The sequence below is a fragment of the Schlesneria sp. genome (assembly GCF_036405755.1).
Taxonomy (GTDB): domain Bacteria; phylum Planctomycetota; class Planctomycetia; order Planctomycetales; family Planctomycetaceae; genus Schlesneria; species Schlesneria sphaerica.
This window is the reverse complement of sequence record NZ_DASWWZ010000206.1, coordinates 1-14,380: the sequence shown is the minus strand read 5'-3', so window position 1 is coordinate 14,380 and position 14,380 is coordinate 1. Positions and strand designations below refer to the sequence as shown.

Below are 14,380 nucleotides of genomic sequence, written 5' to 3'. Positions count from 1 at the left end.
CACACCGCGGGAAAGACCGGACGGAAGTTTGTTTGCCCGCAAAATTGCGCTGCTCAGACGCTCGCAGGCGCAGATTGACCACCTGATCCGTGAAACAGACTTGGTGCGTCTGTGCCCCCACCCGATAAAGACTTGTCCGACGTCAGTTCATCATCACCCGACGAATGAAATAGAGCCCTGCCAGCAGCAAGGTCAGGTTGGCCATCCAGGCAGACCAGATGGGGTCGATCTGACCGCTTTTCGCCATGTTCTGCGTCATCATCGAGATCGGATAATAGACGGTCAAAATGGGCAGGAAGCAGAACAGGAAGCAGGTAAGAAACTGCTTTTTCGCCATCAGAATTGCGAAGGGGCTTCCCAGCAGTACGAAGAACAGACAGCTGACGGACATTGCGAACCGGTTATAGTATTCGGTTCGCATTCCATGAATCGTGTTCATTGCAGAATCTAATCTTCGTTGATGACGCTGAAAGTTGATGCTGTTCAGACTGTCAAAATCACCACGAGAATAAGCGAAGGCGACCTCAATCGCCTGAATCCGGCGGGTGTCGTTCCGCAGGCGGTGCATTTCGTCGATCTTCGTCACCAGATCCTGCGTCCTCAGCACGCGGTTTCCGGCGGATTCCCCGCGACTGGGGAGCTGCTGCGGAATTCGATCATGGTAGACGAACAACGTGGTGTTTTTGCTGCCGAGATTCCCCTGCATCCCCCACAGGCTCAAATAGAATTTCTTGTTCTTCACATCGAATTCGATTTGAGCCTCTTTGGCTTGCATGATGAGTGATTCGCCACCCGGCGGGGTGTAACGGATCGTGGGGTGGATCAGCGTACGACCACGGACACCGGTCACGTTGATCGAGATTCCATGGTCCTTGTCGTTGATCTGATTCTCTGTTCTGAGCTTGTCGAAAATGATGTCTTCGATCGCCATTGCGACGATTCGTTCAATGTTTCCGAAGGCCCACGGAATGATCTGATCCGTAAGGAATAGTGCGACGATGCTGAGGACACCTGCAATAAAGAACGATGGCCACATCAGGTGCATAATGTGGATGCCCGCCGCGCGGACCGCGATGATCTCGTTGTCACCTGCCATGCGACCGTAGACCACGCAGACCGACAACAAAAGCGTCGCAGGAATGGTGTAAGGCATCAAGCTGGGAATGACATACGGCATGATCTGAAGGACCTGCCAGATTCCCAAGTCAAACTTCCGCGCTTCGCCGAAAACGCCCACAAAGACCAGCAGCAACGTCGAAATGGTGATCAATCCGCCAAATACGCGGAGCAATTCCACCATAACGTAGCGTTCAACCTGTCGCATACGGAGCGTTTTTTATTCCAGAATGATCTTACCAGGAACGGGCGGTCGTATATGCGAATCGCAAACTTCAGGTCAAGATGGGTTCCTGATCCTGCATCCTGTTCCCACCCCCTTGGGAGCACTTGGGCAGGCGAATTCACTGCTGACGTAAAGGAGAGAGTCAACAACACCGCCACTCGGTTGAACCCGGGCGTTTGCGCTCGTTAATGCGGGTTGGATGGTGCTGATGGGGTGACTGCGGTGTCTGGGCGTGTTGCGGTGGCGGGCTTCGCAGTGGACTCACTGCTTCCTGGTGAAAGTCCTCGAGGAATTCACTTCCCCGTCGGGTGCTCGCTCGGTGAGGTGCTCTTGTACGCTTGGCGCAGCAACTCTGTACTCCTTTAATCACCGCTTAGTGAGGTCGCTGCTGACAATGAGTAACAAATAAAATGGTTGATGTTCCGCGAAAAGCTGTTGTTCTGGTGAGTGGTGGGCTGGATTCGGCGACCATTCTGGCAATTGCTGCCAGCTCTGGATTTGAACTTTACGCGATGAGCTTCGATTACGGTCAGCGACACCGGTTCGAGCTCGAAGCCGCCAACCGGGTCTGCTCTGCTGCCGGAGTCAAACGGCATATCACAGTTCCGCTGGACCTGCGCGCGTTCGGGGGATCCGCTCTTACCGACGAGATTGCGGTCCCCAAAGACCGCTCGGACAACGAGATGTCGGATGGAATTCCGATTACCTACGTTCCCGCCAGAAACACGATCTTCCTCTCTGTGGCGCTCGGCTGGGCAGAGGTTCTGGGGGCCTCCGATCTGTTCGTGGGAGTCAACGCGGTCGACTATAGTGGTTATCCCGATTGCCGTCCTGAGTTCATCGCTGCGTTTGAAACACTTGCCAACCTGGCGACGAAATCGGGAGTGGAAGGGACCGGAAAATGGACGGTCCATGCGCCGCTTCTCACTCTGACCAAGGCCGATATCATTCGGAAGGGGCTTGAACTGGGGGTAGACTACAGTCTCACCCACAGTTGTTATGACCCGGATCCGCAGGGCCGCTCGTGCGGGCACTGCGACTCGTGCCAACTGCGTTTGAAAGGTTTCGCGGACGCCGGTCTGAAAGATCCCGCGAGATATCAGTGAGGATGCCGTTCCAAGGGGCTGTGGTGCAATCCGTTAGCCTAATGACCTTCGACTATTGGCTGCTGCTACCTGACGCGCCATTCCAAAATCACCGACGACCCGGGTGGACGCCTATTTTCTTGCCCGCCGGCTCAATTTCTAGTCGGTCGCTCTTGAAACTTCCTGGCGGATGAGCCCGTTGAGCAGAAAACGAAAACGTTGTTTCTCGTAAAGAGCGGCTTTCTGAATTGTTCGTCGGCGTTCAGGCATCGGCATCCGGTTTGCGTTTCCGCTGCGGCGATTCTCAAGTTGATCCGGCCGAAATTTCATGGACCGAGATCGCTCGCAACGACGTCGTCCTGGTGACGCCGTTGGTCCCGGCGAAGCTGCTCTCTCATAAATCCCGTTCAGGAGATGTTTGATGTTCCGTCATCTGCGTCCAATCCGAGTCGTGTGTGGAATCGCGGTGCTTGTCTGGGGTCTCTCCGACTGGATCGCGAGAATCCTGCCCGCTCAAGAAACCGTTTCGGCCAGGGAAACCATGAACGAAGCTTCGAAGGTCTTCGCTCCGTTGCCGAAATCCGATTCGAATCGCCTAGAAGGAGTGGCGGCCGAGCAGGTGGCCTTGGGACAGAAGTTGTTCTTCGACCCACGGATTTCGTCCGATGGCGTTCGCAGTTGCATGATTTGTCACCAGCCGGCGTTGTACGGAACGGACGGTCTGCCAGTGTCACGAGGAGCCGAAAATAAACCGTTTGTCCGAAACGCACCGACGGTGCTGAACAGCGCCCTCCAATTTCGAATTCATTGGGACGGGCGGTTTCCGTCCGTTGAAGAGCAGGCCGGAGCCGCTCTGCTGGGGCCTGGTTTTCACAACCCTTCCGACGAGGTTGTCATTTCGCGACTCGACGCGATTCCGGGATACATTGATCTCTTTCGCAACGCGTTCCCTGATGACAAGAGTCCCGTTACGAGAGCGAATTGGGGACGCGCGATCGGTGCCTACGAACGAACGCTGGTCACCCCCGCTCGTTTCGATGATTTCCTGAAAGGGGACGAAAACGCCCTGAATGCACCCCAGTTACGAGGTCTCCGATTGTTCCAGAAGTCTGGCTGCGCTGACTGCCATTCAGGGGCACTTCTGGGAGGAATTTCATATGAAAAATTCGGGATCACGAGTGATTACTGGAGCGAGACGAAAAGCCCTGCCATCGACAAGGGGCGTTTTACTCTGACGAACAAGGAAGAGGATCTCTACGTTTTCAAGGTCCCCCCTTTGCGGAACGTGGCGATGACGCCTCCGTATTTCCATGATGGATCCGTCAGGTCGCTGCCAGAGGCGGTACAGATTATGGCCAGGGTGCAGTTAGGAATCACGCTGAAGTCAGAAGAAGTGCAAGATATTGTGAGCTTCTTGGATAGCCTGACCGGTACCCTTCCTTCCAATTTCACCACCGCCCCGCAATTGCCACCGGCTGCGTTCCTGACACTCCCCTGAATTCGAACGGCTAGCGATGCCTCGTGAAGTGATTAGCGCTCCTCGCGGTCGATGAGGGGCATAGACTTGCAGGGGTATCGACTTAACCTGCTTTTTGCAGTAGGGTGAAAAGCGACAAGGCGACGATGTAAATCAACTTCCCGCGTTTAATGCCTCTATTGTCAGAGGGGTCACCTGGTCTTTAAGCTGTTCCAAGAGTTCCCCGAGCGTGTGGACCCGTACTTGCGAAGCCTTCTGATCCCCCCCTTCCGCAGCTTCTTCAAGGGAAATTGCTTCGTCGCCCGCGATACGCGAGAAGGCACGAAGCGTGCCAGCGAGTCGGTGCGCGGCCTCGCGCAAAGCGAGCAAGTTTCCCGCCGCCATTTCTCGTTTGATCTGCTCCATCTGTTGCGGGCAGTTCTCCAGGAATGACTGCACCAGTGCCGAGAGCATCTCCTGGCTTCCACCACAGACTGACAGAATCATGGCCGAGTCAATCAGATTTACGTTGAACGGGCGACCGTGGGGCTGAGTTGACACGTCGAATGTACCCGGTCTGTGAGGGATGTGACTCGACGGCGGTTGATCATCAAAACAGACTGGCGTTTCCGCCGGAAGCACCTGGTTGGCCTCTGACGCCGAAGCATTTGCTGGGATTCGCGCGTGGGCTTTGAGGGCTGCCCAGAGATCGTCAGCCTTCATGGGTTTCGAAATCATGCCTTCCATCCCTGCGGCCAGGCACTGGTCCTGGATTTGTGGTGTCAAGCGGGCGGTGAGTGCGAGGATAGGCAGGCGGTCTCGGGACAGCTGCTCGTGTTCCCGAATGGCCCGGGCGACCTGGAAGCCATCCAGCTCCGGCATATGAATGTCCAGCAGTAGTATCGAGAAATTCTCTCTTAGCGCGGTGTCCAGTGCCTGTCGTCCGTCGGGGACGATCGTCACCGAGTGTCCATTTCTCAGGAGGAGTTGTTCGAGAAGCATCGCGTTGAATTGATTATCCTCGGCGACGAGGATGTTCAATGCCGTTACCGGTTCCAAGGTAGGTGCATTCGGTGAGGGTGGTTCCGATGGGGGTGGAGTGCTCTGACAAAACGCCCCTTGGATCGCATGAAGCAGGTCAGGCTGCTGGCAGGGTTTTGTGAGTCGTGCCTGGACATGGACGGGGTTCGACTCATGCTCACTTTCTTCGGGGTCTCCTGAGGTCAGCAGGATGACGGGAAGATGTGCGATCGCGGCAGTGTTCCGAATCTGGCGAACGACTTCGACACCGTCTACGACTGGCATGCGACGATCGAGCACCACGAGTTCGAATGGCCGTTCCGATTCAGCGGCACTGGTCAGGTTTTGAAGAGCCGATGTTCCGTCAGCCACACAACAGGGATCGAGCCGCCAGCGTTTCAGCCAATTTTCCAGAATAATTCGGTTTGTTTCGTTATCGTCGACGACAAGGACTCGTCGGCCTTCGATCTCTGCGGGCGAGACGTCGTCCGCAGTTGCCACTTCGTCTGACAGATCGAAACAAGCATCAAAGCGGAAAGTACTTCCTCGGCTCGGTTCGGAGTCGACTGAGACCGATCCTCCCATTTCGTGCACGAGAAAAGTGGTGATCGCGAGTCCCAGACCTGTTCCGCCATACTTGCGGGTGGTGGAAGTGTCTTCCTGTTCGAAAGGGCGGAAGATGGCCTCGAGCTTTGACGCCGAGATTCCAATGCCGGTATCTCGGATGAAGAATTCGATTCGGACCTTCCCCTGCGCGGGGGGAGCCTCATTACTGGTAATATTCACCACGACTTCACCAGCGGGAGTGAACTTGATCGCATTCCCGATCAAATTCAGCAGGACCTGACGAAGCCGCCCTGCGTCACCAATGATGTGGTCCGGAACTCCGTCATCGACATCACAAACGAATTCAAGCCCCTGAGAATGTGCCCGGGTCGCCAGCAAGCGGACGACATCGCCAATTGATTGCCGTAACGAGAATGAGGTCGCGTCGAGATGCAGCTTGCCAGCTTCGATCTTGGAAAAGTCAAGCAGGTCATTGAGGATGCCGAGCAGATTATCGCCGGCGGATTTGACCGTCTGTAAAAGGCGGCGCTGTGACTCGGTCAGGGAGGATTCCAGGACGAGTTCCGTCATTCCCAGAATGGCATTCATCGGGGTACGAATCTCATGACTGACATTTGCCAGAAATTCGTCTTTGGAACGATTTGCTGATTCGGCGGCATCCTTCGCTTCGCGCAGCGCCTGTTCTGTTTCCTTCAGGTTCGAGACGTCAATACTCGTGCCAGTGAAACGCTTCACGTGCCGGACCTCATCTCGAATCATAATGCCGCGGATCAGCATCCAGCGGTAGTTTCCGCTTCGATGCCGGGACCGATGTTCAGACTCAAATTCTTCATGGTCCCTGCAGACGAACGATTGCAAAGCCTGTTCCACTCGCGGCCTGTCATCGGTGTGGACGAGTTCCATCGGGGATGACCGACCTTCCCGTGACTCGGATGAATGGAAGCCCAACTGTTCCCAGACGTTAATGTAACTGCCGTTCTCGAAGTCGAGTCGATCATTCCTGACGTCCACTTCCCAGATTGCCGTGTTCGAGCCACGAACGGCCAATTCCAGTCTCTGATTCAGCCGGCGCAGTTCGGATTCAAGCTCCTTGAATTCCGTGATGTCGGTGCAGGACGCGATCCACTGATCGACCACTCCCGCATTATTTCGGACGGGTACTGCTCGCACTTTAAACCAGCCATAGCCCCCATCCCTTCTACGAATGCGATGCTCAAGGTCGTATGGGGACAGATTCCCAATTGCGGAGTTCCAGCGATCGACGACAGTGGGAAGATCGTCGGGGTGAACTGTCTTCAGCCATTCGCCTTCCAGCAATTTTTCGTCAGAGAGCCCTGTGTACCTTCCGACCTGAGGACTGAAGTATTCGCTCTGTCCGCAGCCGTCTGTGGTCCAGATCAGTTGCGGCAAAAGTTGAACGAGACTGCGCCATCGCTCTTCGCGATCCCGGATCGCCTGATCGGCAATTTTCCGTTCCGTGACATCGCGATAGTTCACGATCAGGCCTTCGATCCCCGGTTCATCCGAGAGGTTCTGGCCGATGGCTTCGATGTTTCTCCACTGTCCCTCGCGATGACGCAACCGGAATTCGGCAATGACGGGAGTTCTGGGACGCTCGATCATCTGTTGAAAGAAGGCTCGCTTGGCCTCGAGATCCTCGGGATGAACGATGGGATCGCGGAATACGTTTTTTCCGATTCGGTCATCGGGCAGGTGACCGAGAACCCGAGTCACTGAGGGTGTCTGATAAAGGATGGTACCGTCAGTCGAGAACAGGGTCATAATATCGGATGAGTTTTCGAGCAGGTGCGAGAATCGCTTGTGAGTCTGCTCAAGCGATACCGCAGCACGACGACGCTCATCCTGGATGATTCTCCGTCTTGCCCGGTGTAAAGATTCGCTCAGCAGACTGATAACGAGTCCTGTGGTCAGGAATAGCAGCATCGCGACGGAGTCACCGACCGATTTCAGTTCGACCTCCGCAAGCTGATTGACGATAAAATAATTCGTCGCTATCGCTCCGACGATCGTGGCGACGATCCCTGGCCAGAATCCCCCCAGGTAGGCCGCGATCATCAAGGCGGGAAACAGAGTGCTGTACAGTCCCCGCTCACCAAGTACCGAAATCCACTGCCAGCGAATCAGCACTGCAAGAAAAATTCCGGGCAGCGCGATGACGTAAGCCCAAAGTTTGCGCCTGCGAAGCTGCTCGGTCTCTTGGTCGAGTTCGCTTCCGCCCGACGAATCAGAATGACCCTTAGCCCCGCGAAGAAATTGGCTGCCCATTCAGTTCATGATCCTGTAGAGGTTCGCGATTCGGCGAAGGGATGTCATATTACGCAAATCAGCGGAACACGCCACGTTCGTTCCAACTGGAAAGTTGTCTCGACCGAGTTGATAATCCGGGAGCGCGGAAATTCTCGAGCGATAGATTGGAAACATGGCCCGATTATTATTAATCGACGATGATACGACCCTGATACCGATGCAGGTCCGGCACGCGTTCCCTCCCGAAAAATTTGATCTGCATATTGCGCACACCGGGGCGGAAGGGCTCGACCTTCTCAAGAGGGTGAATCCTGATGTGGTCCTGCTCGATCTGCGGCTGCCCGATCAGTCGGGGCTGGAGGTCTACCTCCAAATTCGCGAAATCGATCGGCGGATTCCGGTGATTTTCGCCACAATGACTAAAGGGGCAGATGACGCAATCGAAGCGATGAAACTTGGCGCGTACGACTATCTCTTCAAGCCACTCGATGTCGTGCAACTCAAAGACATTGTCGGTGAAGCCATGGAAGTTTCGCGCCGCATGCGCGAGCCAGCCGTTGTCGCCGCCGATGTCGCTGCTGACTCCGACATTGAAGGATCGATTGTCGGGAACTGCCCCGAGATGCGAAATGTCTACAAAGCCATCGGCCGGGTGACCGCCCAGGACGTTCCCGTCCTGATCACGGGTGAGAGCGGCACCGGCAAAGAATTAGTGGCGCGGGCCATCTATCAGCATGGATTGCGCGCGGACGCTCCGTTTCTAGTTCTGAACTGCGCCGCAATTCCCGAGCAACTGCTCGAGAGCGAGCTGTTCGGGCACGAAAAAGGGGCCTTCACAGGTGCCGATCGCCGACGCATTGGCAAGTTCGAACAGGTGAACGGCGGAACGCTTTTCCTCGACGAAATCGGGGATATGCCCCTGCCATTGCAGGCCAAGCTGTTGCGGGTGCTGCAAGAGCAGCAGTTTGAGCGTGTCGGTGGGAACGAGACGATCCAGACAAACGTTCGCATCATTGCCGCGACGCACCGAGATTTGAAAAACTGGTCGGGTGACGGTCGGTATCGATCCGACCTGTACTACCGATTGAGCGTGTTCACGATTCATCTTCCTCCATTGCGAGAGAGAGCTGACGATATTGAGCTGCTCGTCAAATTTTTCTTGCGGAGGATGAACCGCGAACTGGGACGAGAGGTGACGGCCATCTCGCCGGAAGCGATGGAAATCCTGAAGACTTATCCGTGGCCAGGTAACATCCGTGAGTTTCAGAGCGTCTTAAAGCAGGCGCTTCTTAACTCTGTGGGGCATGTGCTGATGCCCTCGTTTCTTCCGGGGCTGAGCGAAGTCAAAACGGATCTCCCCGCTCCGAGCACCGTATCACTCAATGCGGGTCCGGATTTTGACGGCTTCATCCGCGAGAGACTGACACCCGACGCGACCGATCTCTATGCCGAGACCCACCGGCAGCTCGATCTGTTGCTTCTCACGAGAACTCTGGAGTTCACGGGGGGGAATCAGCATTCGGCAGCGAGAGTTTTGGGGATCTCACGACAGACACTGCGCATGCGACTTCGCGAGCTCGGGATTCAGGTGAATTCCACCGTCGAGATCGATCCGGCAGCGTCAGGTCAGTCGACCGTAGGTGACAATTGATCCGCTTCTTCGGTTTACCGCATCCCGTATGTGGATGAAGTTTTGGCCGGTCGACCAAAAGCTGGTCCGCGACCGCCGGACAGCGACAGTCCAACTGAGTCATCGTCTGAGGCTTCCCTGGGATACCTCAGTAAATCAGGGGGAAAACAAAAAAGAGCGTGTCGCTGACCGATTTGGCGCGGTCCTTGCTTTAGACACCATCGGCCACGCAAGCCACCCCCCTCTCAAGGGACGCAGCAACTGATCCCTCCGTCGATCAGGCTGATCGGGAGTGCTTGTCGGAACGCCAGTCGCGTTGTCTTCGGTGGCCCTGCTCCCGTTTTCTGTCTGACGCTGTGAAGGAGTTTACGATGTCTGGATTCGATCGCCGTGAGTTCATGAGTGGTGCCGCCTTATTTGCGGCTGCAGCAACCGGTGCATTGATGGGTCGCAAAGAGGCTGCGGCAGGGGATACCAGCTTCATGAATAACGTTCCTGATCCCGCCGTGTCCGGAAAAGAGCTCCCCTCATTCAAGTTCGCATTGGAAAAAACAAAAGGCAAGGTGATTGGAAAGAGCAGTGGCAAAGAGGCAACCGTCGAAGAATTCCCCATTTCCAAGGGAATTGCGGGTGTCTCAATGACACTGGAACCGGGTGCAATGCGCGAGTTGCACTGGCATGCAACTGCAGCCGAATGGGCCTATGTGAATAAGGGACGCGTTAGAACAACCGTGGTGACTCCAGGCGGGGCCTCTGAGACGAATGACTTCGAGGAAGGTGATGTCTGGTTCTTTCCTCGGGGTCATGGCCACGTCCTCGAGTGTCTTGGAAACGAACCTTGTCACTTCATCTTGATTTTTGACAACGGCTATTTTTCCGAGTTTGGAACATTCAGCATCTCGGACTGGATAGCTCACACGCCCCCGCGACTGCTGGGGAAGAATTTTGGGGTCCCTGCCTCGACGTTCGCGAACTTCCCTAAGGATGAGGTCTACTTCGCCAGAGGGGCCGTTCCGCCCGCGCATGCTCAGACGCCACTCGGAGGGAAGAATCCTGCTCCTCTGACGCACAAGTGGCAACTCCTGAAGAACGATCCCAAGATCGATAATAATGGCGGTCGACTGTGGTTAGTCGACTCGACCAAGTTCCCCATCTCAACGACGATGACTGGGGCGGTGCTGGAACTGGAACCCGGGGGCTTGAGGGAACTGCACTGGCATCCGACTGCCGATGAATGGCAGTACGTTCTGGAAGGAAACGTCAGCATCACGATGTTCGGGTCGCACGGCCGGTTCCGGACCGAAGAGCTGGAAAAAGGTGACGTGGGCTACATTCCCCAGGGATATGGCCACTCGATCGAGAATTTGGGCAATAAGCCATGTCGAGTTCTGATCGGATTCAATTCCGGAATCTACGAAGATATCGACCTGACGAGCTGGTTCGGTGCGAACTCGGTTGACGTACTGTCGACGAATTTCAGCCAGCCCGCTTCTCTCTTCGACCGGTTTCCTCGCAGTGACGTCTTTATCACCAGATAAAATGGTGACGTCCCGTCACAGCGCTCAGGCTGTGGCCTGCCGGATATGTTTGAATCGAATTGGCTCCGTCGTAACGCAGGTCTGATTAATCAGATCTGTACTGACGGAGCCTTTTTTCGTTGATGGACCGCGTGGCGGACATCGACCGTCTTCCGTGCCGCTGTACGACGTGAGCGTGGCTGCATTCCCTGTCCTTTACTGAAGTCTGATCCATAACAACCCGTCCATAATTATGCGGGTTCGCAGCATTCCCCCCCCCGCTCTCATCAAATAAGGCAGACTCGGGCCTGGGATTAATCCAGTCCTTTTAGAAATCCCTGGTTCTCATGTTCTTGAATTAACCATGTCCCTCACGCTGATCGCCAAGTCATAAAGCGCTATATGCCAGTTTTTAGTCCGTCGGGCAAATGGCTTACCCGAACCAGTTCAGAAGATTGCAATATCGTGATCGTTCTCGTCATTTATCGCGGACAACAGCGTGATATCAGTAATTGTTGCGCTTGGCATCGGCCTTGCGTTGCCCCCCTTCAGCGGTCGCAATCGTCCCCTTTCCTGCTGACTCGGAGGTGAAGTAAGTCATGTCTACATCTACGCCTGTTCCCACTGCTCCCACACCACCTGAATCACCTGCGGCAATGGTCAATCCTCCTCCGCAGCCGGTTTCGCAGACTGAGCAGCCTGTCACATCAGAGCAGAGTGTTGTTAATGCGACAGCGCCGGTGACGACTGAAACGAATAAGAGCAGTCGTTTGCGGACCTGGTTCTCGCGCCTTGCGATCCTGATGGGAATTGCTGTTCTCGGTTACCTGGCAAAGCCTCGCATTGAGCTCGCGCTGAATACCGTTTCGACGGACGACGCTTACGTAAACGGGCATGTCACTTTCGTGACGCCGCGGGTTGCCGGGCAGGTCAATCGCGTTCTGGTCGATGACAACTACCGTGTCAAGAAAGGTGACCTGCTGGTTCAGCTTGATCCCGAACCCTACCAGATTCAGGTCAACATCCGGAAAGCGGCCGTTGAGGTCGCGGAATCCGACCTGGCGGTCGCGATGGCACAAGTGAAAGGGCGCGTCGGGCAGATCCGCTCTTACCGCTTCAGCCTCGATCACACGATGGAGAATGTTCAGAACCAGATCGCACAGCTTCGAGCAAACGTAGACCAGTTGAAGGCAGAGCAGGCCGATCTCGAGCTGGCGGAAAAGGACTACGCTCGGAACAAACCTCTGGCTGAGAAAGGGACGATCGCAGCCCAGAATCTCGACACATACAAGGCCCATGTCGACATCGCCCGGAACCGGGTTGCGAACGCACGGGACCTTGTCCAGCAGACTCGTGTCGGCTTGGGGCTTCCGATCAATCATGAAAACCCACTCGACGTGCCCGGAGGACTCGATCAGAACTTCTCGCTGGTACGCCAGGCCCTCGGTTCCCTGGTGCAGGAGGCCGCTCAGTTTGGTTATACCCCTTCATCGTGGACACTTTCGCCCAAACAAATGATCGATGAATTCCTGAGACAAGATCCGGAGGGGAATCTCGACCACATCTTCAGCAAGCTGATTACTGAAGCACCTGCGATAAAACAGGCGGAAGCAAAACTGGAACAGGCTCGCCGCGATCTGGATAAGGCGGAACTGGACCTGCGTTACTGCAACGTGGTCAGTGAGATCGATGGCGTGGTCGCTCGTCGAAATGTGAATCCCGGAAACAACGTTCAGGCTGGCCAGAGTCTGCTGACGGTTCGTTCTCTTGATGAGATCTGGATTGACGCCAATTTCAAGGAAACGCAACTGGCTGATCTGCGAATCGGTCAACGGGTCAAATGTGAAGTCGACATGTATGGCAAACGGAATGAATTCACAGGACGGATCACGGGCTTCACGATGGGGACCGGGCAGACACTGGCACTGCTCCCTCCACAAAATGCCACGGGCAACTTCGTGAAGATCGTCCAACGATTACCCGTTCGCATCGAATTGACGGATTACAACCCCGAAAAGCTGCCGCTGTTCACCGGGTTGTCCGTCGTCCCTTACGTCTATTTCAAGGAACCTGCGACAGGACCCAATGCCGGGAAGTTCTTGCAACCTCGAACAGAACTGCCGCCAGCAGAATCCATGGCATCTGCTGAGTCTCAGACGTTCTCGGTTGCCAAATAACTTCCTCACCTCGGCATTTGAAATCATAAGGAGTCTTATCGTGAGTACGGTCGCACTCTCCTCGCCTGCTGTCAGCCGTCCGGCCATCAATCCCTGGGTCGTTGCTGTTGCTGTGGTCATCCCCACTTTCATGGAGGTACTTGATACGACGATTGCGAACGTGGCCTTACGCTACATCGCAGGAGGGCTATCGGCCGCAGTGACAGATAGCGAATGGGTCATCACCAGTTACCTTGCCGCCAACGCGATTGTGCTTCCGATCTCCGGATGGTTGTCGCAACACCTTGGCCGACGCAACTACTTTCTGATGTCGATTGCTGTCTTCACGATTGCATCCGGACTCTGTGGAATCGCGACGAACCTGGAACAGCTCATCTGTTTTCGCATTCTTCAAGGTCTTGCGGGAGGTGGCCTTCAGCCCTCCAGTCAGGGGGTCCTGCTCGACGCATTCCCCCGAGAGAAACAGGGGGCGGCGATGACGATGTTTGGTGTGGCTGCTTTGCTCGCTCCAGTAATCGGTCCGACTCTGGGGGGCTATCTGACGGTCAATTACGACTGGCGCTGGATTTTCTACATCAACCTGCCCGTCGGAGCACTGGCTTTCGTGATGTGCTACTTTCTGGTGGACGATCCTGAATACATCAAGCAGGAAAGGGCATCGCTCAGAAGCAAGCCATTTTCGTTCGACTACATGGGACTGGGGCTGCTGACGATTCTGATGTCGTGCTGGGAAATTCTGCTCAGCAAAGGTCAGGAATGGGACTGGCTGGGCGACCCGTTCGGACGCGTTCAGACACTGGTTGTGCTGTTCTTTTTCTCGCTGGCTTACCTGATTTATCATGAAATGAGAATTGAACAGCCGGTGATCAACTTTCGCCCGCTCGCGGAACGGAACTTTGCGGCTTGTTGTCTGATCATCTTTTGTGCTTACGCCGTGCTCTACGGAGCGAGCACTTCTCTGCCTGGGTTGCTTCAGTCTCTGTTCGGTTATGACGCGTTCGTCTCGGGTCTCATCATGTCACCTTCGGGTGTCGCTTCGATCATGATGATGATGATCGTCGGAATGATGCTGGGACGTGGCGTGGATGCCCGCTGGCTGATTGCAGGGGGATTGGTCGTGATGTCGATTGGCTGCTATCAGATGGCCATGATGAATCTGGACGCAAGTCCCTGGCGGTTGATCTGGCCCCGCATCTGGACAATCACGGGTTTGTCGATGATTTTCGCTCCGATCAATGTGGCGGCCTACATGTATGTACCGCGACATCTTCGCGGAGCCGCGGTCGGCTTGTTTGCACTGCTCCGGAACGAAGGAGGC

At 55.3% G+C, this 14,380-nt stretch carries 8 protein-coding genes; 6 read left to right on the top strand and 2 right to left on the bottom strand.

What is annotated here, in order from left to right; all coding sequences use genetic code 11:
• Positions 1–142: 142 nt before the first annotated feature.
• The gene (locus tag VGE80_RS07060; RefSeq protein ID WP_373652216.1) at positions 143–1,324 is read right to left on the bottom strand and encodes an LptF/LptG family permease; all 1,182 of its coding nucleotides are present in this window, start codon (positions 1,322–1,324) and stop codon (positions 143–145) included.
• A 428-nt stretch (positions 1,325–1,752) separates the two neighbouring features.
• On the opposite strand from VGE80_RS07060, the gene queC reads away from it, so the two are divergent.
• On the top strand, positions 1,753–2,448 hold the full coding sequence (queC, locus tag VGE80_RS07055) for a 7-cyano-7-deazaguanine synthase QueC (protein WP_373652215.1): 696 nt from the start codon (positions 1,753–1,755) through the stop codon (positions 2,446–2,448).
• A gap of 400 nt (positions 2,449–2,848) precedes the next feature.
• A complete protein-coding gene (locus VGE80_RS07050) occupies positions 2,849–3,925 on the top strand; it encodes a cytochrome-c peroxidase (RefSeq protein WP_373652214.1) in 1,077 nt (358 codons plus the stop codon).
• Between the two features lie 132 nt (positions 3,926–4,057).
• On the opposite strand, the gene VGE80_RS07045 is transcribed toward VGE80_RS07050, so the two are convergent.
• On the bottom strand, positions 4,058–7,756 hold the full coding sequence (locus VGE80_RS07045) for a PAS domain S-box protein (RefSeq protein WP_440592151.1): 3,699 nt from the start codon (positions 7,754–7,756) through the stop codon (positions 4,058–4,060).
• Between the two features lie 154 nt (positions 7,757–7,910).
• On the opposite strand from VGE80_RS07045, the gene VGE80_RS07040 reads away from it, so the two are divergent.
• From VGE80_RS07040 to VGE80_RS07025, 4 genes are all read left to right on the top strand, one after another.
• Positions 7,911–9,389, top strand: a complete 1,479-nt coding sequence (locus tag VGE80_RS07040; protein WP_373652212.1) for a sigma-54-dependent transcriptional regulator — start codon at positions 7,911–7,913, stop codon at positions 9,387–9,389.
• A 350-nt stretch (positions 9,390–9,739) separates the two neighbouring features.
• On the top strand, positions 9,740–10,906 hold the full coding sequence (locus VGE80_RS07035; RefSeq protein WP_373652211.1) for a cupin domain-containing protein: 1,167 nt from the start codon (positions 9,740–9,742) through the stop codon (positions 10,904–10,906).
• Between the two features lie 578 nt (positions 10,907–11,484).
• On the top strand, positions 11,485–13,062 hold the full coding sequence (locus VGE80_RS07030) for an efflux RND transporter periplasmic adaptor subunit (RefSeq protein WP_440592150.1): 1,578 nt from the start codon (positions 11,485–11,487) through the stop codon (positions 13,060–13,062).
• Between the two features lie 40 nt (positions 13,063–13,102).
• Positions 13,103–14,380 (top strand): DHA2 family efflux MFS transporter permease subunit (locus VGE80_RS07025; RefSeq protein WP_440592149.1); only part of this gene is annotated, 1,278 nt, incomplete at its 3' end.

What these genes read in the sequence shown, in the direction of transcription:
- VGE80_RS07050 (WP_373652214.1), top strand. Translation starts at nt 2,849, where the DNA reads ATGTTCCGTCATCTGCGTCCAATCCGAGTCGTGTGTGGAATCGCGGTG.
- VGE80_RS07045 (WP_440592151.1), bottom strand. Translation starts at nt 7,756, where the DNA reads ATGGGCAGCCAATTTCTTCGCGGGGCTAAGGGTCATTCTGATTCGTCG.
- VGE80_RS07040 (WP_373652212.1), top strand. Translation starts at nt 7,911, where the DNA reads ATGGCCCGATTATTATTAATCGACGATGATACGACCCTGATACCGATG.
- VGE80_RS07030 (WP_440592150.1), top strand. Translation starts at nt 11,485, where the DNA reads ATGTCTACATCTACGCCTGTTCCCACTGCTCCCACACCACCTGAATCA.
- queC (WP_373652215.1), top strand. Translation starts at nt 1,753, where the DNA reads ATGGTTGATGTTCCGCGAAAAGCTGTTGTTCTGGTGAGTGGTGGGCTG.
- VGE80_RS07035 (WP_373652211.1), top strand. Translation starts at nt 9,740, where the DNA reads ATGTCTGGATTCGATCGCCGTGAGTTCATGAGTGGTGCCGCCTTATTT.
- VGE80_RS07060 (WP_373652216.1), bottom strand. Translation starts at nt 1,324, where the DNA reads ATGCGACAGGTTGAACGCTACGTTATGGTGGAATTGCTCCGCGTATTT.